Consider the following 23,394-nt stretch of genomic DNA (forward strand, 5'->3'; position numbering starts at 1 on the left):
CAAGGGTCTATCTGGACACCCGATCCAGCCACTGAGCGTCGTCGATCAAACAGATCAGCGGCTCGTCCTCGGCGACCTCGGTCAGCAGGTTCAGCATCGAGACGCCGACCAGGAAGCGGTCCGGCGGATCACCCGGAGTCAAGCCGAACGCGGTACTGAGAGCGTCGTACCCGGGGTTGGCGAGGTGCGGCCGTAGCTGGGCGCACAGCTGGTGCAGGCCGCCGTACGCCAGCTCCAGCTCGGACTCGACGCCGGCTGCTCGCACGACGCGGCTCGCGGCGGGGTGGGCCTGAACGTAGTCCAGCAGGGCAGTCTTGCCGATTCCGGCTTCGCCGCGGAGCAGGAGCGCAGCGCTCTGCCCGGCTCGAAGACTGACTACGAGCCGATCGAGCGTCTCGCACTCGCGTTGTCGGCCTTGCAGCTGGATCGCCATCGACCACCGCCCAATAGCCGAGCCTAAGCTCCGGGCAGTGAGGGTGGCAACGACCGTCAGGCCGCCAGATCGGCGGCCAGGTCCTCCTCCAGGTCGGCGAACTCGCCGGCCCGGGCGGCGTTGAGGAACGCGTGCAAGAAGGGCTCGTGGGGGCCCGAGTTCGCCACCGTGCGTGCGTCGGCGGCGAGATGCGCGCGGGCGCGGCTGACCAGCTGCCTGGCGTTGGCCACTCCGACCTGGAGTCGCTGCGAGATCTGCCGGTACGGGTAGCCGAACGCCTCCCGGAGCACGTAGGCGGCACGCTCACTCGGAGTCAGTCTCGCCATCATGAGACGCACTGCCTCCTCGATTGCTTCGTGACATTCGGTCTGGACCGCCGGGTCGTCGCCGGCCTCGACTGCCTCGGTGGCCCAGCGATCGACCAGGGTCTCGTGCCGCCACCGGGCAGACTTGCTCACATTGATTGCGAGCCGAGTGGTCATCGTCGCCAGCAGAGCCTGCGGGTTCGATACGGCCGTGCGGTCCGTCCTCTGCCAGCGCAGCCAAGTCTCCTGGACGACGTCCTCGGCTTCAGTCGTGCTGCCGAGCAGCCGGTACGCGATCGCCATCAGCCGCGGCCGCATCTCGACGAACGTCGCCAGTGCCTCGTCGAGATCCGATAGTTCTTCCATCACCCTTCCGGCCCTCCTGCGCTCTGGAAATGGACTCCCTTCACGCTCCGTCGCCGGCGCCGCCATCGCGCCCTGGCAGCTCCGTAGGCAATCCCCTGGTCGGGCCAACCACGGGATCCGTCCTGACTACGGAAGTACAAAGCCCAGGTCAGGTGACCTGGGCTTTGTGGGTCGGGCGGGACGGTGTCAGGCGGTCGGTACGACGATGTGCTTGACGTCTGCCATGTACTGGTTGGCGGCTGCAGAGGCCTGCTCCGGATTGCTGCCCTGTTCGCGGGCGACCATGTAGGCGGCGTACCAGTCCCACCAACCGTGGGGTGGTGCGACGGCCTCGAAGGCGCCGTGGTGCAGGGCTGTCTCCTGGAGGAGTTGTGACAGCGGCTCGACGTCCATGACTAGACCCTTCCCGGGATGCGTTCGGTGACTTCCTGGAGGACCCAGCGGTTGCCGTCGGGATCGGCGAAGGACGCCTGGCTGGTGTAGGAGCGACCCTCCGGATCGCGGCCGGGCTCGGGCGGCTGGCCCAGCGCGCCGTGCGAGATCTCGCTCACCTCGATGCCACGGTGGACGAGCTCGGCGCGCGCCGCTTCGATGTCCTCGACGACCACGATCAGGCGCTGCAGCGGTGCCGCTCCGGCCGGGCCGAACTGGATCGAAGCCGGCGAACCGGGCGGGGTGAACTGTACGGCGCGCAGCTGGTCGCTGATCCGGGCGTCGATGTCGAGGCGCCATCCGAGCTGTTGGTAGAAGGCCTTCGCGCGGTCGAAGTCGCTGACCGGGATCGGCGTGACCTCGAACCTCATCGGGGTCTTCGCGAGGTCCTGCCCTTCAGGCGGGGACGGGATGCTGAACTGGTTCGAGCTCATGGGTTCTCCTTCGTGTCGAGTCAGATGGTTGGTTCATTGCCTGGCGGCAGGGCCGAGCTCGCCGAGCCGGCGCTCGAGCTCGCTGATCTGTCCGAGGCCGCAGGAGGCGAGGGCCTTCAGCCGGGCCTGGGTTGCCGGACGTGCCGACGAGGCGAAGAACGCACTCAGAGCCGGCGGCAGTTCGTCGTCGGTGTCGTAGTGCGCGAGGAAGAACTCGCGGTTGCTGCTGGTGAACACGACGGCGGTGAGGTCCTCGTCGCGCTCGATCTCGCCCACGAGCTGCGACAGTTCCTCGACGGTCTGGGCGGTGATCGTGTTGATCGGGCCGTGGTCGAAGGTGACGCGCCAGTACCGCGGCGTGATCCGCTCGACCGCCAGATGTGGGCCGTTGGTCATTGGTCCTCCTCCGATCTGGGTACCACCACAGTCCCGCCGTACCGGCAGGCTGCTCAAGCCGTCGAAGCCGAACGCGGGATCGACTTCTTGCGCGGCGCGAGCATCGAAGAGCAGAGCGATCGCCGCGAGCATGTCGATCCTGACCCCCCGCACGGCCTCTACCGACGACGCGCCGTGCTCATCCCGCCCTGCTGACCGGTCCGGTGGCCGCACTGATCTTCGCCACGTCCGCCTCGCTTCCTGCGCTGCTCGTCGCCCGCACTGGCCGGCGTGACCTGGCCAGTGCGTCGCCTGCTTGGCCTCGGCATTCCCGAGAGGACGACGTACTCGGCTCGCCGCTCCACGATCCACCGCCGCGAACCCGGCTCGCATCCGTGACATGCCCGGGTCAGAAGCCCGGGCACGGGCCGGCACTGTCAGCCGAGTCAGTGATCTCAGCGTTCGTCATGCCGCGGGCGACCAGGAAGACGATCTCAAGATGCTGGGCGGTGACTTCCGCGAGGGCGTCTGGCGCTCAGCCGACGCGGCCACTCCGCGTAGTCGGGGTGGTTCCACGGGTCAGGCGGCTGCAGCGCCGCCTACTTGCGGGTTCCGGTTTCGGTCCTCCGTTGAAGAGATCGATCTGCGCTTGGGGCCAAGGCCCGTCGCAGGGCATGGTGCCGTCTCCGAGGCGCGCGAGGATGGCCTCGGCATGTCGGCTGACGTCGTCGTGTGACCACAGGTCGAAGTGCGTCAGCATCGATTGGCGGTCAGTTTCGCGGAACAACGGCTTGATGTCGGTCTCAAGCTGGTCGGATCGTTGCGATCGGTGACCATCACTTCTCCTTACGTCGAACGGCGAGCAGAGCCCGTGACGCGGACGACCTTCAGGCGCTGGGCGCGGCCGGCCAGCCGGCCTGCTTCACGGCCCAGGCCAGGGCGTAGTCGGCGACCTCTTCCCATCCCTTCTGCGCGGGCAGCAGGTGTGGCATGCCTTCGTACTCCTTGACCTCGGTGATGGTCTTCGATGACTTGTAGTGCTTGGCGTTGGACCGCTGCACGCTCGGCGGCATGAGATGGTCCTCGCTACCGGAGATGAACAGCAGCGGCGGCCGGTCGTCGTTGTGGTAGTTGACGTGGACGTCCTGCGGGCCGGGCTCGAAGTTCGCCAGCACGCTGTTCCAGAAGATCCGCCCGGAGGCCGGGACGTGGTACCGCTTGTAGAGCTCGAGGGACTCTTCCTCGGTGAAGGTGTTGGCGAACGTGTACTTCCACTGCTCGGGCGTCAGGCCGACGGCCTTGTGCCGGTTCGCCGGGTTCTTCAGTACCGGGAACGACGCCTTGAGCTGGGACAGCGGGATGACGCGCACGCCCTCGGTCGGCGCGGAGTTGATCGCCACGCCCGCGACGCCGAATCCGTGGTCCAGCAGAACCTGCGTGAACGCACCGCCCGCGGAGTGGCCGATGATGATCGGCGGCTCGTCGAGGGCGCCGACCACCGACTCCAGGTGCGAGATGATCGCCGGCGCCGTCAATGCCTCGATCGGCGTCGGGTCGGCGTTGAGTGCCTCGACCTCAACCTCGAATCCCGGGTAGGCAGGTGCGACAACGTTGTAGCCCGCCCGCTGGTAGCGGTCGATCCAGTGTTCCCAGCTGCGCGGCGTCACCCAGAAGCCGTGGACGAGAACGATGGTCTTCATCAGGGGGCATCCTTTCCGGCGATGTATACGATCTGCGGAGTCACACCACTACGTCCGAACAGCCCGGCGAGATGTGACACGAGCGCGTCAGACGACCTCGGCACAGGGCCGTTCACGACACCGGTCGCAGACGCAGCCGCCGGGCGTCCGGGGTCGGACGCCCTGCGTGTGTTCGGCTCAGGATGCTTGGGCCTCGGTGTCGTACTTGTAGAAGCCTTCGCCGGTGGAGCGGCCGAGTTTGCCCTGGTCGATGTAGTGCTCCTTGAGGTAGCGGGCGTTGGCCCGGGAATCCTCGTCGCCGACCGCGTCGATGTTGTAGGCGGTCGTGAGCCCGATGACATCGAGGGCCTGGAACGGGCCGTGCGGCGCTCCTCACGCCGTACGCCATGCCGTGTCCACCGTCTCCGGGTCCGCGACGCCGTTGACGACGAGGGTCTGGGCGGCCTGGAGGAACGGGACCTGCAGCGAGTTCACGATGTACCCGGGCTGTTCCTTGTGAAGCTCGATGGGGACCATCCCGATCCGGCGCGCGAAGTCGACCACCGCGGCGTAGACCACCGGATCCGTGCCGTCGTGGCCCATGATCTCGGCGGTGTTGTGGATCCAGATCAAGTTGGCGAAGTGCAGCGCAAGGAACCGGTCAGGCCGGCCCGTCGCGTCCGCCAGCGAACTGGGCAGCATCGTGGAGCTGTTGGTGGCGAAGATGGCCTTCTCCGGGGCGAGCGGCCCAGCTTCGTGTAGAGGTCGCGTTTGATCTCGAGGCGCTCCGGAGCCGATTCGATCACGAGGTCCGCGTCGCGGACCGCGTCCTCGAGTTTCGACGTGCAGGTGATCCTCGCCAGGGCCGCCTGAGCGGAGCCGTCGGACGCCCCCTCCACCTCCTTCTCGTAGCGGGTCGCGAGGTCGGCGAACCCGTGCTTCGCCTTCTCGAGGATCTCGTCGCTGATGTCGTACGCCGTAACGTCGAAGCCGGAGTACGCGCTCTGGTACGCGATCTGCGAGCCAAGAACGCCGGTCCCCAGCACCACGACCTTGCCGATACGGGCGGTCTTGTCGGTTGTCCTTCCTGTCGAACGGGATGTGTCCCCATCGGTTTGGTTGATGCAACAACCATCGCTCCGGCAGCGACCCGTCGCGCCAGTGGAAACCTCAGTCCGCCCCCTGGATCAGGCGAACGAGATGGTGAGTGGCACCGCCTCCGGGGAGCAGACCGAACGCAGGCTCGAACTGCCCGAGGATCGCCGACTCGCGCGCCGCGAATCGCATGTCACACGCCAGCACGAACTCACTGCGCGGGGACGTAGGTGGTCGATGCAACTGCTTCCTCGGCGCGGATGATGTGGGTTATGGCGTTGATCATGGCCAGATGAGTGAATGCCTGCGGGAAGTTGCCGAGGTGGCGGCCGCTCAGCGGGTCGATCTCCTCGGCGTACAGGCCCAGCGGGCTCGCGTAGGACAGGAGCTTCTCGCACAGTGCGGTGGCCTCGGCCAATTCGCCGATCTCGACGAGCGCGGACACCAGCCAGAACGAGCAGATCGTGAACGTTCCCTCGGCACCGTGCATCCCGTCATCGGTCTCCGAGACGCGGTAGCGCAGCACCATGCCGTCCTCGGTGAGTTCGTCGGCAATCGCCCGTACGGTGGCGCGAACCCGCGGATCGTCAGCCGGCAGGAACCGCAGCAACGGCAGCAGCAACAACGAGGCATCCAGGGTCGTGGCGCCGTACCGCTGGACGAACACGCCTCTGTCGTCGACACCGTTCGCGCAGATGTCCGCGCGGATCTCGTCGGCGACCGCCTGCCAGTCGTCAGCGCAGACGGGCTCGTCGTGCAGCCGAGCCAGCTTGGCGCCACGATCCATCGCCACCCAACACATCAACTTCGACGAGGTGAAGTGCTGCGGTTCACCGCGTGATTCCCAGATCCCCTGGTCGGGCTCACGCCAATGCTTCGACGCCGCCTCCGCCTGCCGCTTGAGGAACGGCCACAGGCTTTCCGTCACCTGATCACGCGACCTGGCATGCAGATACACCGAATCGAGGATCGCTCCCCACACGTCGTGCTGGCCTTGGAGGTAAGCGGCATTGCCCACCCGGATCGGTCTCGCGCCCTCGTAACCAGTCAAGTGATCCAGCGTCTGCTCGGGCAGTTCGCGTTCGCCGCCGATGCCGTACATGATCTGGATGTCGTGATCGCCGTCGCACATCTCGGTGAGGAAGGAGAAGAAGTCGTTCGCCTCCCGATCGAGCCCGATCGTGTACAGCCCCCACAGAGCGAACGTGGAGTCCCGCACCCACGAGTACCGGTAGTCCCAGTTCCGCTCACCGGCCGGCGTCTCCGGCAGCGAGGTTGTCGCGGCCGCGAGCAACGCCCCGGTGGGAGCGAAGGTCAGTCCCTTCAAGGTGAGTGCGCTACGCACCAGATAAGGGCTCCACGGGTGATCCGGAAACACGCCGACGTTGATCCACTGCCGCCAGTACTCCGCCGTCCGCCCCATCCTCCCCAGGGCCTCCGCCCAGGTCCGCGGCGGCGACAGAACCGACCACGACAGCGCCACGAACGCCGTATCGCCCTGCGCCAGCCGAGTCCGTGCCTGGGCCGTGCGGCCCTCCAGACCGAGGCGTAGATCGGTCGTCAGCTTCAGCGTCACGTCGTGCTCCGACTCAGGGCAGTGCGCCACCGCCTCACCGTAACCAGGACCGTCGTAACGCCAGTGTGCTTCTCGGCGGCCGTAGCCGAACATCGGTTCGCACACCATCGAGAGATCCACGGCGCCGCTGACGCACTTGACGGTCCGTAGCAGGCAGTGTTCAGCGTCGTAGTCAGTCGGCGTACGGCGGTGCGTCACGGACCGCTCGGAGAGGTTGTGCCACGGCCCCATCAGCAGGGCATCACGGACGATCAGCCAGCCCGTCGGTGACTTCCAGGTCGTCTCGAGCATCAGGCTGCCGGGCAGATACCGGCGTGCGGCCGGCACCTGTACGCCGTACGGACCAAGCCGGAAGCTCCCCGCGGCGCGATCGAGAATCGCCCCGAACACACTCGGCGAGTCATGCCTCGGCAGACACATCCACTCCACCGCCCCACTGGGAGCGACCAGACAGTTGGACTCGCAATCCGACAGGAACGCATAGTCCGCGATCGGCGGATGCACGCTCCGCCCCGGCCCTTCGTGCAGATCACCAGAAGTCGCCAGACTGCGCGCGAGAGACTCAGGCGTCATTCCCCTCCCCCTCCCTTACACGGATCTCACCCATCGCTCCAACCATCATGAGCCTGAACGCCCGTGCAGACGCCAGCCTGTGACGCGACTCAGGCTCGACGACCTCTCCAGCGCCGCCGTCTACGAACACCGCGACATCGGCACGTTCTGGGTGGCCCGCTGACAATCTGGCCGGCCGTTCGCCTGACTGTTGCGTCAGGCAACGTTATTCCGAACCGATGTGCTGACCGGGAGGTTTACCCCCTTCTCTTCACCCGCAAGTATGTTGCCGATGACGACAATTCGGTCACGGGACGGCGCAGGCCTCGACCAAGCAGTCCGCCAGCCGGGCCGCGGAGGCCGGGTTCTGTCCGGTCAGCAACCGGCCGTCGGTGACGACATGCGCTGCCTTGTCCGGCCCGCAACTGTAGATCGCGCCGTTGTTCTCCAGCGCACTCTGCAGACAGAACGGCACCACGGCGTCGAGTTCCCTCGCGGCCTCATCCGCCCTGGGGAACGCGGTCAGCCGTTTGCCGGCTACCAACCGGCTGCCATCGCTCAGCTCCAGATCGACCAGTACTGCGGGGCCGTGGCAGATCGCCGCGATCAACCCGCCTTCCTCGTACACAGATCGAGCTATCGCGTGGAGTGCCGGATTGCCCCGGAAGTCCCACATGCCGCCGTGGCCCCCGACGAAGTACACGAGGTCGTAGCGACCCGGGTCGACCTGCTCGGCCGGGATCGTCTTGTCGAGCGCGGCCCGGACAGCCGGATCAGCAAGGAAGTCAACCTCCGCCGGCGCCGAGGGATCATGACCGACCATCGGTGGCCGGCCGCCGTCGGTCGAGGCGAGGTCGACCTGGTAGCCGGCCCGGGTCAGCTTCTGCCAAGGCAGCGAGGTCTCACCGAGATGGAAGCCGGTGAGTCTGCCGGTGTCACCGAGTTCGCCGTGGCTGGTCAGTACGAAGAGAGCCCGCCGTGAAAGCGATCGCCTCATCCCTCACCGACCGCGATTCAGGCTGGTGTTGAGGAACCGCGGGCCGTAGTACAGCGGTTGGGAGAAGTCGGACAGAGCACGTAGTTCCGGCGCTTCCAACGGGTACAGCTCATCGACCTTGGCCACGGCCGCGACCGGAACCTGCTGACGGAGGATGTTGAAGCAGGAGATCACCCGCAGCTCGTTCATCTCGAAGACAGCCCGGCCGAGACTTGGCCAGGACTGGTCCGCAGGACCGTTCCACGCGTCATCGAGCGCAGCCAGCATCCTTGTATAGGCGGCGTCGAACGCGCGCAACTCGCGCAGTACGTCCACACCGCTGGGGTCCAGCCGCAGGATGGCCGCGTAGCCGTCCGCGGGGACGGCGAGTGAGTTGATGACCGTCGGCCAGGCGATCTTGGCGCCGCGGAAGTACCGGCGCTGGCCTTCGGCGGTGATGCTGTCGAGTGCCGGCTCGTCGGGACCGGTGTAGGTACGACCGAATCTCAGCTCGGCGAACCGGGCGTAGTGCGACAGCTCGTCCTGTGAACCGGCGCCGGACGACAGGGTGCTGGCGCCGAATCCCTCACCCTGGTCCATGATCAGGTCGAGGCTGGCGAGGATCTGGCCGACCGGGTCGCTGCCCTTGGGGTCGATCACTGCATAGCCGAGGTTTCCGCCGACCTGGTTGGCGACCCGCCGGCCGCGGATAGCAGCGGCGACGAGATCCGAGTTCGCCTCGATCGCGGTCTTGATCTCGGTGTAGAAGCTGGCGATCGTCGGGTACCGGAGGCCCTGCTGGTCGGCCGGCAGCAGCTCCAGTGGCGACTCGATCCGCATGAAGGTGTCGAGCTGCTTGCGGGACAACCGGGCGAACCTCGCAGTCAGACCGGGCGCGACGGTTCCGGCCAGGCCGGTGTGGATGGCGGTCGGGTCGAGGCTCTTGATGCGTGGCGCCCCACCGATCGCCGCCAAGGCGTTGCAGGCCGCGGCCATGTGGAGCATCTCCTCCATCAACACCGACCGCAGGGTGTTGTAGGCGGGGTAGTTCTGCACTTCCAGGGAGTACATCGCCGCCGAGTACAGCGGCATCGTGGCGTGTTCGATGGAGATGGCGCTCTGCAGCGCACCGCGAATCCAGTGCAGGTCGCGCGCCGTGGCCGGCTGACGCTGCGCGGGAGAGAAGGCTGACTGGGTCATCGGGCTACCTCGCTGGTCGATCGGGCTGGAACCTGTGCGGATGGAATCGAGCCGTGCCGTGCGACGCCGTACGCCGCACGGCACGGCTTTGCTCAGCTGGCGGGCAGCAGCATGTCTTCGAAGAGATCCTGGAAGGACTTCTCCAGCTCGGGGTGCTCGTAGAACTCCGGTCCGACCGGTTCGAAGATGACCTCACCGAGGCCGCTCAAGGTGTCGAACATCATCGAGACGATCGTGCCGACCTCCCGGCCGAGGTAGTGCGCGACGATCGCGACGGCGCTGCCGTTGACGCCGTACGAACCCGTCGCCGTCCAGATCCGCTCCTCCGGGCTGCCGATCCACATCCGCCGGCTGGTCGGCACGTTGTAGCCCTCGCCTCGCAGCCCTCGTGCGACCGCGGCGACACAGGTGATCGGGCTGCCGCCGAGGATCCCGGCCCGTGCCAACACACCCACGCCCGAGCAGTTGGCGGCGACCACCTTTCCTTCATCATGATGGCGGCGGACCAGCTCCAGGACGCGCTCGTCCTTCGCCATCTCGCCTGAGCCGACCCCGCCCGGCACGTAGAGCAGGTCGTAGGTCCGCGTGTCGTCCAGGGCGGCGTCGGGCACGACCTGCGTACCCATCTGCATAGTGACCACGCCCGGGGTGACGGCGACCAACTGCACCTCGAGGCTGTCCGGTGCGGTCTCCCGTTCCCACGGGGAGATGGCGCCGCTGATCACCATCGCCGCGCCCTTGAAGATCTCCAACGGTGTCAGGCAGTCCTGCTCGCTCACCTTGTCGTAGGCGAGCACACCGATGGAGCGGATCAGCGGCGTCTCGGGCTCGGGTTCCGGGGTGATGCTCCGGGTCCGGCCGTTGCGGCGGAGGAGGTCTGGTTTGGTGACGGTCATAGTGGTGGCTCCGATCTGTGGAAGTCTCGATGGTCGGGAGGCGGCCAACTGCACGGATCCGAGCTCGGAGAGCTCGAGCGAACGGATCCCGTGCCTGGCCGCCTCGGCCCGGTGCTCGGGGATCTGATATCCCCACTGCGCCCAGAACACCTGCGCTCCGGTGCCCCGGACCCGGACGGCGTTGGTGAGGTTGTCGTCGATGAAGATCAGGTCGCGTGTCGCCACACCGGCCTGCCGGGCGAGCCTCCGGACCGCTTCCGGCTTGCGCGCACACTCCCCGACGACAGCCGTCACCGTGCGGTCCAGCCGGTACCGGCGCAGGATCTCCCAGACAGAGGGCTCGTCCTTCGCCGTGACCACGGCCACCTTTCCCGCATGGCGCCTCAGCAGTTGCGGGACACCGTCGTACAAGGTGTGCAGGCCGAGCCAGAAGTCCCGGTCAGTCTCCCGGAGCCGATTACGGACGGCCGTGGCGCGCGTGACGAACTCGGCGACCTCGCGCTGATCCAAGGAAGCGAACAGCTTGTCGAACTCGGCCTGCGTCCGGACCTCTGCCGCGGCCGGCAGCCCCGCCACGGCGAAGTGGTCGAGCAGTCGCGAATAGTTCCGGACGTGGGCGAATCGCTGGACGAACGCGGCGGGCACCTGGTCCAGCAGGGCTGGACCGGGCTCTGGCGGGACCCGGTCGAGCAGACCGAACCAGGTGACCAGCGCGCACTCCTCCAACGCGTCGCAGATGACGCCGTCGAAGTCGAGGATCAGCATGGACAAACTAGGCTGCCAGCTTCTCGACGGTCTCGAAGACGGCCCGCATGAAGACGCCCACGTAGGCGTAGTACGAGCAGGTGATGATGTTGCCGTCGACGATCACGTCGCTGTCCACGACGGTCGCGCCGGCGTTGATCACATCGTCACGCAGCCCGATGTAGGCACAGGCCGTACGGCCCTCGAGGACGCCGGCGCTGACCATGATCCACGGGCCGTGACAAAGGCCGGCGACCACCTTCCCGGCAGTGTCCATCCCGGCAACGAATTCAAGCACTCGTTTGTCCTGCCGAATCCGGTCCGGCGCCTCGTGACCGCCGGTGAGAATCACCGCGTCCCACTCGCCGTCGGCCAGGTCGTCGAACGCGATCAGCGGTTTGGCGGTCTTGTCCATCGGTAACGGAACGCCATATTTACCGACGACCGGATCGCCGTCCTTCGTGGCGACGGCGACGTCCCAGCCCTCTTCGATGAGCCGGTAATAGGTGTAGACCACATCATGGTCCTGAAAACCCGGACCGGTAACAATCACCGCGCTGTGTGACATTTGTGTAAACCTTTCTGTGAACAGCGATCAACCAAGACGGGAAATACACAGGTACGGCAGTTCGACATCCGGACGTACCACTTCACGGGTGGTATTGGTGAGGATCTCGACGTCGAGCCGCACCACCCCGGAGATGCACAGCGGGACATAGAACAGATCGGCGGGACGGCGCCGGTAGAAGACATCCATCCCGGTCCGGATCTCGAAACCGAAGCGGCCGTCCGGCGTGCTGGCGCGCAGGTGGGCGTTCGCCTGCTGCGGCACCCGCTGCATCGGGTGCTCCGGCCGCTCGATCGCCTCGGACTCGTACGACTTGCCGGTCCGGTCGTAGTCGTCGCGCAGCCGGAGCAGGTCGAACTTGTTCCGCGGCACCTCGATCTCGATGAGTTCCAGCGGCTCGTCACCGGTGTTGCGGGTGCCGTGGAAGGCTCCACCGGCGATGCGCAGGATCGTCCCGGCCCGGACCGGAACCTCTTCCCTCAGCCCGGCGGTGATCCCCTGGCCGCCGAGGCAGAGCAGATAGGTCAGCTTGCGCGGGTGAACATGCACCGACGTCCCGTGCGGGGCGTCGATGTGCAGCGCCCAGCAGTCGAAGAAGTCGTCCACGTAGGCGCGGTACTCGTAACCCCAGGGCTTGGGGATGATCTCGTTCAGGTGCAGGTCGGAGTCGAACTGTTCGTTCCGGGTCCGGCCACCCCGCCGGACGAGCCGCTTCAGCTCCCTGATGTCTTCCTTGCCGGCGACGAAACGAACCAGGTCCGGCACGACGTCGGCGGTCGTCGCGATGGTTTCGGTACTCGATGATGCAGTCACAGACACCTCACATTGTCGGCGGTCACCGCCGCGGCGGTGGGAATGCAGCTGCGCTGTGCCGGAATGCGCGGGTTTCGGCCCCCGGCCGCGCTTCGAGTTCATTGAGATTTCCGGAATTGTTGTGATTCAGCGCAAGCGGCGACCCTTCCCGATCTCGTGGGCGATGCGATTCGGACCGACTCAAGAAACCACAGACCGCCGGACAGGTCAACAGATGTCTCACTGACCGAATGGCTACTTGTGAAGGAGGTCACGTGGACCATGGAATACATTCCCGGCCAGCCGCCGATGTATGCACATGGAAGGCGATCAGTTTTTCGATGACTTTCCATCAGGAATTGTATTGGTGATTAGCGGACTTGTTTTCTACACTCCCGTTGGAGCTGCACCGGCCGCATTCAGCCGGCCGACTGCGTGCAGCCGATCCGTTCCCACGAGGAGTGACATGTCGAATCTTCCGCAGCGAGTACTGCTCGCGCTGACCAGCCAGGACCGCCTAGGTGAAGATGGTGGTCCGACCGGCTACTACCTCCCGGAGGCCGCCCACCCGTGGAAGGTGTTCACGGATGCCGGCTACGAGGTGGACTTCGTCTCGGTCGCCGGTGGCAAGCCGCCGATGATCGGACACGACCAGGCCGACGAGGTGCAGAACAACTTCCTGGCCGACGCCACCATGCAGCAGAAACTGCAATCGACCCCGACGGCGGCCGACGTCAAGGCCGGTGACTTCGCGGCCGTCCTGTACGTCGGCGGCCACGGAACGATGTGGGACTTCCCGGACGAGACGGGCCTGAGTGACCTCGCCCGCGAGATCTACGAGACCGGCGGGGTCGTTGCCGCGGTCTGCCACGGACCGGCCGGGCTGGTGAACGTCAAGCTGTCGAGCGGTGAGTACTTGGTGGACGGCAAGGAGTTCGCCGGTTTCACCAACGACGAGGAGGACGCGGTCGGCATGACCGAGGTCGTCCCGTTCCTGCTGCAGGACAAGCTCGAGGAGCGCGGTGGCCGGCACGTCAAGAAGCCGAACTTCCAGCCGTGTGTCGTAGTCAGCGAACGGCTGGTGACCGGACAGAACCCGGCGTCGGCCAAGGGTGTGGCCGACGCCGTGCTCGGGATCCTCGAAGGCTGAACTGAAGTAGCCATCGGGTTGTCCGCTACCCGATGGCTACCAGTCGTTGCTCTACCAATACTTGGCCTCTGCCATCAGATGACGCCAGGCGAGCTTCACCTGCGGTTGGCAAAGGCCCGTCCGGCTGACCAGATACAGCATGTTCTTGGGCGAGATCACCGGATCGCAGAGGCGCACCAACTGGTCCGACCGGATCGCTTCCTCCGCCAGATAGGTCGGCAGGACACTCATGCCGGCGCCGGCGATCACCGCGGCCAGCACCGCATGCAGGTCCGGTACGACGATCGCCGGCCGCATCCGTGGCTGACGGTTGAAGGCAGTCGTCCAGTATCGCCCGACGATCGGCAGTCCTTCCCCGATGGACACCAGCGGCACCTGATCCAGCGCGGCTCCGCCGTCGGCGGTGACATCGGCGGGCAACTGAGCCGCCCAGTCCGCGCCGGCAACCAGGACGAACTCCTCCTCGAGGAGTTCCTCGACCGTGAGCCCGGGCTGGCGTGGCCGTGCCGTCGAGACCACCAGGTCATGACGGCCGGCGACCAGCCCCTCGATCAGCTGATCCGGCGGGCCGAAAGACGTCCGCACCCGCAGCCCGCGCTCGATCAGGCAAGCCAGCGCCGGGATCACCTTCGCGGTGGTCAGGTCGGGCGGCCCACCGAACTGGAGCGTCTGATTGCTGGGGTCGGTCGCCAGCACCCGGTCGATCACCTCTTCGAGGGCGTCCAGATGCAGCCCCAGTTGGCCTGCCAGTTCGTCGGCCACGCCGGTCGGCGTCACGCCGCCGGCGCGTCTGACGAACAGCTGCTTCCCGAGTTTCTCCTCCAGGGTCCTGACCTGGACCGTGACGGTCGGCTGTGACAGCCCGAGGTGCGCGGCCGCCTTGGTCAGCGAGCCGACCCGATGAACGGTGAGAAACGTCCGCAACAGATCCAGATTCACGGCTGTTGCTGGCGTCGTACGGGAACAGAGAGCGTAACGGCTACCAGCGCCAGGGCCGCGAGGATCACACCCGCCGTACGCAGCGAGGTGAGTGGGCCGAGCACCGCGACTCCCAGGGCGGCACCGGCCTGCCGGGAGGCGTTCAAAGCACCCTGCGCCGACGCGGCGTACTCCTTGGGGGCGGCCACAGACATGTCAGCCGTCGCCGCCGGGATCGCCGTAGTACTGGCAAGGACGAGCGCGATCTCCGCTACGACGATCCAGAGCAGCGAGGAGTGCACGCCGACCCGGGTCAGCAGCAGCCCGGCGAAGACGTCACAGGTGAGCCCGAAGATGATCAGCCGGCGGGCACCGAAGGTCGCGATCAGCCGGCCGGTGACCATCGGCAGAACGCACATCGGCAACGTCATCGGCACGAAGGCCAAGCCGGTGTCGAGGGCGCTGAATCCACGCTCCCGCTGGTACCAGAGGGTCAGCATGAAGAGCATCCCGTAGAACACCAGCGTGGCCGCGGTGGCAGCGACGATGTCCAGTCGCACCTGGGCACGAGCCAGCAGCGCCGGTGGCAGCACCGGGTGCTCGGCCCGGCGTTCTACCCGGACCAGCGCGACGAGGGCCACGGCGGCGAGGGCGAGGCTGATGAGCGGCGTCGCACGGACCCACCCGTTCGTACCGCCGTCGATCAGCCCGAAGGTCAGACAGCCCAGCAGGACGATGGACAGCGTCACGCCGGGCCGGTCCAACGGCCGGATCTTCGGCGGTACGACGTTCGCCACGCCGAGCACCAGGACCAACGACAGTACGGCGATGGGCGGGTTGACCAGGAAGACCAGTCGCCAGCCGCCAAGGGTGACGAGCAGTCCACCGAGGAGCGGACCGGCGAGCAGGCCGCTACTCGTGATGGCGGCCCAGGTGCCGATCATCTTCGCCCGGACAGCCGGCTCGGGGTACATGGCCACCAGCAGCGCAAGCGATGAGGGAACCATGCCGGCGGCCGCGATCCCGAGCAGGGCGCGGCCGCCGATCAGCAGACCGATGCTCGGCGCGGCTGCGCAGAGCAAGGACAGGACGGCGAAGGCGATCAGCGAGTAACGGTAGAGCCGGCCGGCGCCGAAGCGGTCCGAGACCGCTCCGGATGCCAGCAGGACGCCCGCGAAGACCACCGTGTAGGCAACCGATGCCCAGGGCAACAACGCCCCGCCGGCCTGGAGATCGCGCTGGACGTCGGGCAGGGCGATATTGAGGATCGAGGTGTCGAGCAGCACCAGGAAGTTCCCGGCCGAGATGCCGAGGAACGTGATCAGGCGGCGTCGACCGACCGACCGGTCCGGGATCGTGGCCGCTGACTGTGGCAGTGGCGAGGTCATCAGGCCCCGACCCCGCCCGGCAGGACCCCGGTCCGCGCCCACTCGGTCAGCGGGTCGACGGCGTCGGTGCCGACATACTCGATCCGGTTCCCGTAGGGATCCGGCGAGGTGATCATCGAGAAGGGGGTGGAGCCCTCCTCCATCCGGAAGACGGCGTCGACACCGGGACCGCTGGTGGTCAGCCAGTCCAACCGCGCGTCCATGTCCGGCTCCCAGTACGCGTGGTACAGGATCTGGCCGCACTTGTCCGCGGAGACGATGCCGTCGCCGTTCGCCTGGATCAGCTCGAGGTACGGCGGCTCGGTGCGGGACAGCACCGCGGTGAGCTCGAAGGGGTGCGGGTCGGGGTCTTCCAGCCGCGGGATGCTGAACACGCCGGGCTCGGTGAAACGGAGGTCGAACGTGTCCGCGTAGTACGCGATCGCCTTGTCCAGATCGGGAACGACGATGCCGGTGTGGAAGAAGCTGGCCTCGACCGTCGGTGCGAACCGGTCGCCGAACCGGACCACGGTCGGCGGTTCGACCAGGCAGTCGAGCAGTTCGGGGATGAAGTCGGCCAGATACTTGCTGGCGCCGTGCTGGGCGAAGGCGACCTCGTCGCGATACGTCTCGATGCAGAGACGCCGGGTCGGATCGGTGTCGTCGACCACGTAGTCGAAGCGGGTACAACCGGGTTCGTTCTGGGCGATGTTCTCCATCAGGCCGGCCATCAGCGCATCGAGCTTGGCCTCTTTGCCGGGCTGGACGCGCTGTTCGGCGGTAACGGTGATCATTGATCCATTCCCCTTGGTCGTCATGACCGGCGGGCGGGCGCCGCCGGGGTGAATGTCAGGTCGTGGTGCGAGTCGTGGCCGGAACGGCGAACGAGCGCCGGTCCCCGGCCCACGCCTCGGGCCGTACGGCGAGATCGAGGCGCTCCAGTTCGGCCGGGCCGAGCTGGATGTCCGCAGCGGCGGCGTTCTCTGCGATCCGGTCGAGTCGACGGGTCCCGGGAATGGGAACGACGTCGTCGCCCTGGGCCAGCAGCCAGGCCAGCGCGAGCTGCCCCGGGGTGATCGACAGACTGTCGGCCACCGCGCGCAGGGCCTCGATCTGGCTCAGATTACGGTCGAGGTTGCTGTCCTGGAAGCGTGGATCGGTACGGCGGAACTCGCTCGTACCGATGGTGTCGTGATCCAGCGTGCCGGTGAGCAGGCCGCGCCCGAGGGGGCTGTAGGGCACCAGTCCGACGCCGAGCTCGCGCGCGGCCGGGATGATGTCGAGCTCGGGCTCGCGCCACAGCATCGACCACTCGAACTGGACCGCCGCGATCGGGTGGACGGCATCGGCGGCCCGGAGCTGCCCGGCGGTGACCTCGGAGACGCCGAGGTGGCGCACCTTGCCGTCATCGACCAGTTGAGCCATCGCTTGCACGGTTTCACCGATCGGCACGTCGGGGTCGACCCGGTGCAGGTAATACAGGTCGATGACGTCGACCCCGAGCCGCTTCAGCGACGCGTCGCAATAGTCGCGGACATGCTCGGGGCGGCCGTCCAGCGAGACCCCCTGTTCGGTCCGGACGATACCGAACTTCGTCGCCACCTGAACCTCACCGCGGTTGGCCAACTCGGCCAGGGCGCGGGACACCAGCTGCTCGTTGTGCCCCTGGCCATAACTCATCGCCGTGTCCAGGAGGTTCATCCCTGACTCGACAGCCCGGTGCAGGGCTTTGATCGACTCCCCGTCGTCGGCCGGCCCGTAGCCCTGCGAGAAACCCATGCACCCCAATCCCAGTGCCGAGGCCGTGAATCCGGTACGTCCCAAGTGTCGTTGCCGCATGGGTCAACGGTGCTTGCCGCCAAGCCATAAGTCCAAGACAAGTTTGCGCTGGCATCTATCGCGATCGATGATGAATGGGTGGAGCTACGCCAGCTGATCTACTTCGATGCCGTTGTCCGTCATGGTGGCTTCACCCGCGCCGCCGAGAGTCTGCACATCGCCCAGCCCGCGATCTCCGCACAGATCCGGCGGCTCGAAACCGAGCTGGGGACCGTGCTGCTGCAGCGAAGCACCCGCCGGGTCTCACTGACGCACGCGGGTGAACTGTTCTGGGCGCGGACCCGACGGGCGCTCGACGAACTGGACGCCGCGCGCGCGGACCTCGACCAGCTGGCGTCCGTACTGCGCGGCCGGGTGCGGATCGGCGCCACCCAGGTACTCGGCACACTCCACCTGTCCGTGCAGCTGGCCGACTTTCGCCGGCGCTATCCCGGTCTCGGGCTCACGCTGCGTTCCGGGCTGATGGAGGTTCTGCTCGAGGCTCTCGACGGCGGTGAGCTCGATGTGGTGCTCGGCCCGATCCACGCCGACCTGTCGCCGCGGTACGTCGCACGGCCGCTTGTCGAGGAAGGACTGGTCCTGGTCAGTCCTCCTGGGCACCGGCTGAGCGATCCTTCGGGCAGCCTCGCGGCCGCGCGCGACGAGAGCTTCGTCTGCTTGCCTGCCGGGAGCGGGCTGCACGAGATCCTCACCAAGGCCGCGGCCGCCGCGGGCTTCGTGCCCCGGATCGAGTTCGAGACCTACAGCCCGGCCAGCATCCGTGAACTCGTCGCAGCCGGTCTGGGCGTCGCCCTGGTCGCCGGCTCTGCGGCGCGCGCCCCTGGGCCGCCGGTCGAGGTCTATCCGCTGCCCCACCTGAGCCACCCGGCCATCGGCCTGGTCGTCCTCAACGAGCGGCCACTCACACCGGCAGCAGCCGCGTTCCGCGACTTCCTGGCCAGGTCGGTGTCCGGCACGTCCGACCCGATCGAGTAAGTACGCCGCCGGTGCAGTCGAGTGCCGCCTCCATTTCGTCGGTGGCCATGGCCAGCAACGCATCGCGGTCGAACCCGGCCACCTGCTGACGCGCAACCTCGACACGCAGCCGCCAGGTGGCCACGTCGACCCGCCGATAGTCCGGTCGGCGAGCAAAGCGCGTTGTATGCAAAGCGCCCGCCTCACGAAGTAGGTTCGGCGTTGGCGCGGCCTGGGCTAATCTGCGGCAATGGCGCAGGGGGAAATTGACAGGATCGCTCAGGAAACCGGCTTCTCCGGTGTGGTCTGGATCGACCGGGCAGGCCAGATCGAGTTCGCGAAGGCCTACGGGCTGGCGAACCGCACTTACCACGTTCCCAACTCCCTGGACACCAGATTCGGCATCGCGAGCGGCAGCAAGGGGTTCACCGCCCTGGCCGTTCTCTCGCTGGTGCGTGACGGTGTGCTGGAGCTGAGCACCACCGCCCGATCCCTGCTCGGCAAGGACCTACCGCTGATCGCCGACGACGTGACCGTCGAACATCTACTCACGCACACCTCTGGCATCGGTGACTACCTGGACGAAGAGGCCGACACCGAGATCACCGACTACTTCATCGGCGCGGCGCACGAGCTGACTACCACCAAGGCTTTCCTGCCTCTGCTGGACGGGCATCCCACCAAGTTCCGGGCTGGTGAGCGGTTTGGCTACTGCAACGGTGGTTTCGTGGTTCTCGCCCTGCTTGCGGAGCGGGCCAGCGGTGTCGGATACCACGACCTCGTCCGGGAACGGGTGCTCCGCCCCGCCGGCATGACCAGAACCGACTTCCTCCGCTCCGACGAGCTACCAGCTGACGCGGCCGTGGGTTACCTGCCATTGAACGGGGTGGACCGTTCCAACATCTTCCACCTGCCGGTGCTGGCCACCGGCGACGGCGGCATCCACACCACCGCCGCCGACATCTCCACCTTTTGGCGCGCGCTTTTCGCCGGCGACATAGTGGATTCCGTCGAAGAGGTCGTACGGCCGCGCTGCGACGTACCCGAGGAATCCAGGCGCTACGGTCTCGGCTTCTGGCTGCACGAGAGCACCGACACGGTCATCCTGGTCGGGTACGACGCCGGCGCGTCGTTCAAGTCCACGCACGACCCACACACCGGCACCACCTCCACCGTGCTGTCCAACACCTCCCCCGGCGCCTGGCCCATCGCCCGCGCTCTCACACCTTGAGAACCGACACGTCATCCTGGTGAACGGCACTCCTGGGTCCAATGACCGAATGTCAGTTGCCGAGTCGAACGCGCAGCGACCGGATCGCTACCGGGGCCGTCTGGAACGGCGCCCAGGCAGACGACGCGAGCTCACCCCACTCGCGCGGAACGCAATCGAACAATGATCTGAAACCGGTACCCGCCGACGCCCGACAGACCGGAGCAGTTGCCCACAGCAAATGCAGCCCAACGCGATTCACCGCGGAAGGCCTGAGCCGCGTCGCCTTCGTCGTTTGTGCGCGGAGCTTCCCCCGGGCGGAGTGAGGGCGAGTTCGCCCGGCAGCGTCCTCACTCCACCGCCAAGGCCATTGCCCTAGGCAACCTCACACCCCAGGAAGTCGAAGGCCTCGCCCTCATCGCCCAAGGACTGTCCAACCCCGAGATCGCCACGTCGCGGTCAGGCGCCGACCTGCACGACCCGGACGTAGGCGGTTGCGTCGGATGGTGCCGCGGACACGCGCCGTTGCCTTCGCGATTCGCGCGTGGACCACTCGCCGACACCACCTCAACCTCCGGCACCGGCGAGGCCATTAGCCGCACCCGGTTTGCGCTGGAATCTGGGGCGAAACTGGACCGAGCCCGACCCGCTACCACCCACGTTCCGCGAGGCTGTGCGCGCTTCGGCGACGTTGATGCCGTGGTCCGAAATTGTCGAGTCCCGTAGCGGCGCAGACAGTACATACGCACTGCCCGGGGCAGATCGGTTCACTGGCGAGGTTTCAGTCGCTTCGTAGGGCTGGCAGTGAGTGGATCTTCCGGCCACGGATGGCGGGGGTAGCGCGCTCGCAGGTCGGCTCGGACCTGGGGATAGCCCTGCTTCCAGAAAGAGGCGAGGTCGCTCGTGATCGCGACCGGGCGCCGTGCGGGCGACAGTAGGTGCAGAACGACCGGGACACGACCGTCCGCGACGGCCGGAGTGGCAGTCCAGCCGAATACCTCCTGCAGTTTCACGGCGAGCACCGGCGGCTCGACACCGTTGTACGTGAGTCGCACCTCGGAGCCCGATGGGACCCGGAGCCGTTCCGGTGCTAGTTCGCCGAACCGGGTTGCTGCGGGCCATGGCAGCAGTCGCCGGAGCGCCGAAGCTACGTCGATGTGGGCAAGATCGCGCGAGCCTCGCACCGAGGCGAGCTCGGTACCCAGCCAGTCGTCGAGATCGGCCAGGAGTGCTTCGTCATCGACCGCAGGCCATGGGGCTCCGAGGTGGGCGTGGCAGAACGCGAGCCGCTCCCGCAAGGCGAGGGCGGCCTCCGACCAGCGCAGTACGGACAGACCGCTGCGCCGGATACCGTCACGGACGGCCGCTTGGACGAGCAGCCGGTCGGGCTTTGCCAGCGGGACGTCGTTGAGCACGATCGCGCCCAGTGCCTCGACGCGCCGCGTCACGATCCGGCCGTCGTCCCAGCGGATCTGATCGGTGGTCGAGACGAGGTCGCCCGCGATGTCTCGCGCGGTCTGCTCATCGATCGGCGCCGCGGAACGGATCCTGGCGTCGGCGCGACCGGGTGCCCGGTCAGCAACCGCGATCGCCAGCCAGGTCGTGGTCCGCAACGGCGATTGCGGATCCAGAGCAGCACCCGTACCACCAGACATCTGGTACGTCGCCGAGTCGACCCCCCGGACTCGCGCAATCCGATCCGGATACGCCAGCCCCACCACAACCCCCACCGCAAGATCATCCGGTACTGCGCGCGTCCCCCGACGAGCCGGCCCGCCAACCGCCGGCCGCACTCCATCTCCACCCAACGGGTCGCCGGTCGTCGTACCTCGGCCGAGGCGCTTTGTTTCTTCTCGCCAGCGGGCCGTGGCTCCGCGGTCCTCGCCTCGGCGGAGGGCTCGCCAGCGGGCCGGTAGATCATCGCCGAAGTCGCGGCCGGAGTCGTCCGAGAGCATCGCGACGATCTCGCGTGCCCGGTCGGCGCCGACCCGCGGCGTCCCGTCCAGCAACGCACGAGCCAACCGGGGATGCGCGCCGATCGCCGCCAGCCGCCGTCCCCGCTCGGTGATCCGGCCGCCGTCGTCAAGGGCATCGAGGCGGCGCAGCAGTTCGGTGGCCGCGGTCATCGCCACCACCGGCGGCGCCTCGAGCAAGGTCAGACCCTCACCACCAGGCGCACCCCAGGCCGCGAGGTCGAGGGCGAAGGCTGCCAGATCGGCGATCGCGATCTCCGGCGCCGCATGATCGTCGAGATGCGAGTGGTCGGTGGCAGACCAGCACCGATAGACCCGGCCGGGCGCCTCCCGCCCGGCACGACCCGCTCGCTGGTCGGCCGACGATCTCGAAACCCGGCAGGTCACCAACGTACCGAGGCCACGGGACTGATCGGTCCGCGGCTCCCGGGCAAGACCCGAGTCGACCACAACCCTGACCCCGGGCACAGTCAGCGAACTCTCCGCGACCGACGTCGTGACCACGATCCGGCGAGTGGCGGCCGGCGCCAACGCGCGGTCCTGTTCGGCCCTTGACTGGCGACCGAACAGCGGCAGGACGTTCTGACCGGCCAGCCGGCGGGTCACGCCGTTGATCTCGGCCTCCCCCGGGACGAACACGAGGATGTCGCCGTCGTTCTCGGTCAGTGCACGCTGGACGACGGCCGCAACGTGATCCAGCAGGCGCGGGTCGACCCGCCCGCCGGGAAGCAGCGGCACGGGGATCGGTGGTGGGGCCCACTCGATCGCCACGTCGAACTGCGCAGCAGACGCGGTGATCACGGGCGCCGGAACGTCCAAGCCCAGGGCGCGACTCAGCCTGATCGTGTCCGCAGTGGCCGAGGTCGCAACTATCGCGAGGTCCTCCCGAAGATTCGCCCGGATGTCGATGCAGAGCGCGAGCAGTAGGTCGGCATCGAGGTGCCGCTCGTGGCACTCGTCGATCACAATCGCGGCGACACCCGGCAACTCCGGGTCCTGCTGCAGACGCCGTACGAGGAGCCCTGTCGTCACCACCTCGACACGGAGTCCCTGGCCGCCGCTGCGTTCACCGCGCATCGCGTAGCCGATCCGCTGCCCGAGCGGTTCGCCGACCAGCATCGCCAGCCGGACCGCAGCCGCGCGGGTTGCCATCCTTCGCGGCTCGGCGACGATGATCGTGCCCTCGAGCGCGTCGCCCAGCGCAAGCGGCAACAGCGAGGTCTTCCCCGATCCAGGCGGCGCAACCAACACCGCAGTACCGCGCGAACGCACCGCATCGACCGCGGCAGGCAGAACCGCCCGGACAGGCAGATCCGCCCCCGGCACCGAAGATTCAGGCAGCAACACGCCTCGACGCTAGCCGACCACCACCACAGAACCGCCCAGCCAACCGCAAGCGCCGGTCCGGCTCCTTGGCGGTGAGCGTCGGAAAGTGCCCGGGGCCTCCAGGGAGCGCTACCTCCGCCGGATGTGGATACCTGCCGGAGGACATCCGGTCAGCCTTCGCACGTACGGCGTTCGAGATCGGCTCGCAGCTCGCGGAGGTGCTCCCCGCGGGTG

Annotated in this window: 20 protein-coding genes and 1 pseudogene; 3 read left to right on the forward strand and 18 right to left on the reverse strand. The window is 67.3% G+C overall.

All coding sequences use genetic code 11. The annotated features are described in order from the left end of the window. Positions 1 to 7: 7 nt before the first annotated feature. The 13 genes and pseudogenes from ACZ6O0_RS03010 to ACZ6O0_RS03070 all read right to left on the reverse strand — a co-directional run bounded on the left by ACZ6O0_RS03010 (position 8) and on the right by ACZ6O0_RS03070 (position 12,444). A complete protein-coding gene (locus ACZ6O0_RS03010) occupies positions 8 to 433 on the reverse strand; it encodes an ATP-binding protein (RefSeq protein ID WP_465763118.1) in 426 nt (141 codons plus the stop codon). 56 nt (positions 434 to 489) lie between these two features. Continuing rightward, complete coding sequence (locus ACZ6O0_RS03015; RefSeq protein ID WP_465763119.1) at positions 490 to 1,104, reverse strand: sigma-70 family RNA polymerase sigma factor; 615 nt, start codon at positions 1,102 to 1,104, stop codon at positions 490 to 492. 186 nt (positions 1,105 to 1,290) lie between these two features. Continuing rightward, positions 1,291 to 1,497, reverse strand: a complete 207-nt coding sequence (locus ACZ6O0_RS03020) for a hypothetical protein (protein WP_465763120.1) — start codon at positions 1,495 to 1,497, stop codon at positions 1,291 to 1,293. A 2-nt stretch (positions 1,498 to 1,499) separates the two neighbouring features. Next, positions 1,500 to 1,970 (reverse strand): VOC family protein, encoded by a 471-nt coding sequence (locus tag ACZ6O0_RS03025; protein WP_465763121.1) that lies wholly within the window; start codon positions 1,968 to 1,970, stop codon positions 1,500 to 1,502. A gap of 33 nt (positions 1,971 to 2,003) precedes the next feature. Continuing rightward, positions 2,004 to 2,366, reverse strand: a complete 363-nt coding sequence (locus ACZ6O0_RS03030; protein ID WP_465763122.1) for a Clp protease/crotonase-like domain-containing protein — start codon at positions 2,364 to 2,366, stop codon at positions 2,004 to 2,006. An 866-nt stretch (positions 2,367 to 3,232) separates the two neighbouring features. Next, complete coding sequence (locus tag ACZ6O0_RS03035) at positions 3,233 to 4,045, reverse strand: alpha/beta hydrolase (RefSeq protein WP_465763123.1); 813 nt, start codon at positions 4,043 to 4,045, stop codon at positions 3,233 to 3,235. A 177-nt stretch (positions 4,046 to 4,222) separates the two neighbouring features. Continuing rightward, a pseudogene (locus ACZ6O0_RS03040) lies at positions 4,223 to 5,155 on the reverse strand (3-hydroxyacyl-CoA dehydrogenase family protein). A gap of 175 nt (positions 5,156 to 5,330) precedes the next feature. Further along, positions 5,331 to 7,268 carry a glycoside hydrolase family 15 protein gene (locus tag ACZ6O0_RS03045; RefSeq protein ID WP_465763124.1) on the reverse strand — a complete coding sequence of 646 codons (1,938 nt, stop codon included), beginning with the start codon at positions 7,266 to 7,268 and terminating at the stop codon, positions 5,331 to 5,333. Positions 7,269 to 7,554: 286 nt separating this feature from the next. After that, positions 7,555 to 8,244 carry a type 1 glutamine amidotransferase domain-containing protein gene (locus ACZ6O0_RS03050; protein ID WP_465763125.1) on the reverse strand — a complete coding sequence of 230 codons (690 nt, stop codon included), beginning with the start codon at positions 8,242 to 8,244 and terminating at the stop codon, positions 7,555 to 7,557. Positions 8,245 to 8,247: 3 nt separating this feature from the next. Continuing rightward, positions 8,248 to 9,423: a ferritin-like domain-containing protein gene (locus ACZ6O0_RS03055; protein WP_465763126.1), complete on the reverse strand. Its 1,176-nt coding sequence runs from the start codon at positions 9,421 to 9,423 to the stop codon at positions 8,248 to 8,250. A 92-nt stretch (positions 9,424 to 9,515) separates the two neighbouring features. Next, positions 9,516 to 11,084 carry a DJ-1/PfpI family protein gene (locus ACZ6O0_RS03060; RefSeq protein WP_465763127.1) on the reverse strand — a complete coding sequence of 523 codons (1,569 nt, stop codon included), beginning with the start codon at positions 11,082 to 11,084 and terminating at the stop codon, positions 9,516 to 9,518. 7 nt (positions 11,085 to 11,091) lie between these two features. After that, positions 11,092 to 11,631 carry a DJ-1/PfpI family protein gene (locus tag ACZ6O0_RS03065; RefSeq protein ID WP_465763128.1) on the reverse strand — a complete coding sequence of 180 codons (540 nt, stop codon included), beginning with the start codon at positions 11,629 to 11,631 and terminating at the stop codon, positions 11,092 to 11,094. 27 nt (positions 11,632 to 11,658) lie between these two features. After that, on the reverse strand, positions 11,659 to 12,444 hold the full coding sequence (locus ACZ6O0_RS03070) for a cupin domain-containing protein (protein ID WP_465763129.1): 786 nt from the start codon (positions 12,442 to 12,444) through the stop codon (positions 11,659 to 11,661). Between the two features lie 445 nt (positions 12,445 to 12,889). Between ACZ6O0_RS03070 and ACZ6O0_RS03075 the strand changes: the two genes are divergently transcribed. Beyond that, positions 12,890 to 13,573, forward strand: a complete 684-nt coding sequence (locus ACZ6O0_RS03075; protein WP_465763130.1) for a type 1 glutamine amidotransferase domain-containing protein — start codon at positions 12,890 to 12,892, stop codon at positions 13,571 to 13,573. A gap of 51 nt (positions 13,574 to 13,624) precedes the next feature. Here the strand turns inward: ACZ6O0_RS03075 and ACZ6O0_RS03080 are convergent, their stop codons facing one another. The 4 genes from ACZ6O0_RS03080 to ACZ6O0_RS03095 are packed head-to-tail and all read right to left on the reverse strand — an operon-like array spanning position 13,625 to position 17,697. After that, positions 13,625 to 14,512, reverse strand: coding sequence for a LysR family transcriptional regulator (locus tag ACZ6O0_RS03080; protein WP_465763131.1), 888 nt, complete (start codon positions 14,510 to 14,512; stop codon positions 13,625 to 13,627). After that, the gene (locus ACZ6O0_RS03085; protein WP_465763132.1) at positions 14,509 to 15,879 is read right to left on the reverse strand and encodes an MFS transporter; all 1,371 of its coding nucleotides are present in this window, start codon (positions 15,877 to 15,879) and stop codon (positions 14,509 to 14,511) included. Before ACZ6O0_RS03085 ends, ACZ6O0_RS03080 begins: the two co-directional genes overlap by 4 nt. Further along, positions 15,879 to 16,652: a VOC family protein gene (locus tag ACZ6O0_RS03090; protein WP_465763133.1), complete on the reverse strand. Its 774-nt coding sequence runs from the start codon at positions 16,650 to 16,652 to the stop codon at positions 15,879 to 15,881. Before ACZ6O0_RS03090 ends, ACZ6O0_RS03085 begins: the two co-directional genes overlap by 1 nt. A 55-nt stretch (positions 16,653 to 16,707) precedes the next feature. Then, positions 16,708 to 17,697 (reverse strand): aldo/keto reductase, encoded by a 990-nt coding sequence (locus ACZ6O0_RS03095; protein ID WP_465763134.1) that lies wholly within the window; start codon positions 17,695 to 17,697, stop codon positions 16,708 to 16,710. A gap of 78 nt (positions 17,698 to 17,775) precedes the next feature. Here ACZ6O0_RS03095 and ACZ6O0_RS03100 point away from each other — a divergent pair, with 78 nt between their 5' ends. Then, complete coding sequence (locus ACZ6O0_RS03100; protein ID WP_465763135.1) at positions 17,776 to 18,672, forward strand: LysR family transcriptional regulator; 897 nt, start codon at positions 17,776 to 17,778, stop codon at positions 18,670 to 18,672. 229 nt (positions 18,673 to 18,901) lie between these two features. Beyond that, positions 18,902 to 19,882 carry a serine hydrolase domain-containing protein gene (locus ACZ6O0_RS03105; protein WP_465763136.1) on the forward strand — a complete coding sequence of 327 codons (981 nt, stop codon included), beginning with the start codon at positions 18,902 to 18,904 and terminating at the stop codon, positions 19,880 to 19,882. A 746-nt stretch (positions 19,883 to 20,628) separates the two neighbouring features. Here ACZ6O0_RS03105 and hrpB read toward each other — a convergent pair. Continuing rightward, positions 20,629 to 23,181: an ATP-dependent helicase HrpB gene (hrpB, locus tag ACZ6O0_RS03110; RefSeq protein WP_465763137.1), complete on the reverse strand. Its 2,553-nt coding sequence runs from the start codon at positions 23,179 to 23,181 to the stop codon at positions 20,629 to 20,631. Positions 23,182 to 23,394 lie beyond the last annotated feature (213 nt).

This window comes from Kribbella sp. NPDC048837 (assembly GCF_055586945.1).

Coding starts and splice junctions, on each gene's coding strand:
- ACZ6O0_RS03060 (WP_465763127.1), bottom strand. CDS start 11,084: ATGCTGATCCTCGACTTCGACGGCGTCATCTGCGACGCGTTGGAGGAG.
- ACZ6O0_RS03045 (WP_465763124.1), bottom strand. CDS start 7,268: ATGACGCCTGAGTCTCTCGCGCGCAGTCTGGCGACTTCTGGTGATCTG.
- ACZ6O0_RS03065 (WP_465763128.1), bottom strand. CDS start 11,631: ATGTCACACAGCGCGGTGATTGTTACCGGTCCGGGTTTTCAGGACCAT.
- ACZ6O0_RS03015 (WP_465763119.1), bottom strand. CDS start 1,104: ATGGAAGAACTATCGGATCTCGACGAGGCACTGGCGACGTTCGTCGAG.
- ACZ6O0_RS03085 (WP_465763132.1), bottom strand. CDS start 15,879: ATGACCTCGCCACTGCCACAGTCAGCGGCCACGATCCCGGACCGGTCG.
- ACZ6O0_RS03010 (WP_465763118.1), bottom strand. CDS start 433: ATGGCGATCCAGCTGCAAGGCCGACAACGCGAGTGCGAGACGCTCGAT.
- ACZ6O0_RS03075 (WP_465763130.1), top strand. CDS start 12,890: ATGTCGAATCTTCCGCAGCGAGTACTGCTCGCGCTGACCAGCCAGGAC.
- ACZ6O0_RS03025 (WP_465763121.1), bottom strand. CDS start 1,970: ATGAGCTCGAACCAGTTCAGCATCCCGTCCCCGCCTGAAGGGCAGGAC.
- ACZ6O0_RS03055 (WP_465763126.1), bottom strand. CDS start 9,423: ATGACCCAGTCAGCCTTCTCTCCCGCGCAGCGTCAGCCGGCCACGGCG.
- ACZ6O0_RS03090 (WP_465763133.1), bottom strand. CDS start 16,652: ATGATCACCGTTACCGCCGAACAGCGCGTCCAGCCCGGCAAAGAGGCC.
- ACZ6O0_RS03105 (WP_465763136.1), top strand. CDS start 18,902: ATGGCGCAGGGGGAAATTGACAGGATCGCTCAGGAAACCGGCTTCTCC.
- ACZ6O0_RS03035 (WP_465763123.1), bottom strand. CDS start 4,045: ATGAAGACCATCGTTCTCGTCCACGGCTTCTGGGTGACGCCGCGCAGC.
- ACZ6O0_RS03050 (WP_465763125.1), bottom strand. CDS start 8,244: ATGAGGCGATCGCTTTCACGGCGGGCTCTCTTCGTACTGACCAGCCAC.
- ACZ6O0_RS03095 (WP_465763134.1), bottom strand. CDS start 17,697: ATGCGGCAACGACACTTGGGACGTACCGGATTCACGGCCTCGGCACTG.
- ACZ6O0_RS03020 (WP_465763120.1), bottom strand. CDS start 1,497: ATGGACGTCGAGCCGCTGTCACAACTCCTCCAGGAGACAGCCCTGCAC.
- ACZ6O0_RS03030 (WP_465763122.1), bottom strand. CDS start 2,366: ATGACCAACGGCCCACATCTGGCGGTCGAGCGGATCACGCCGCGGTAC.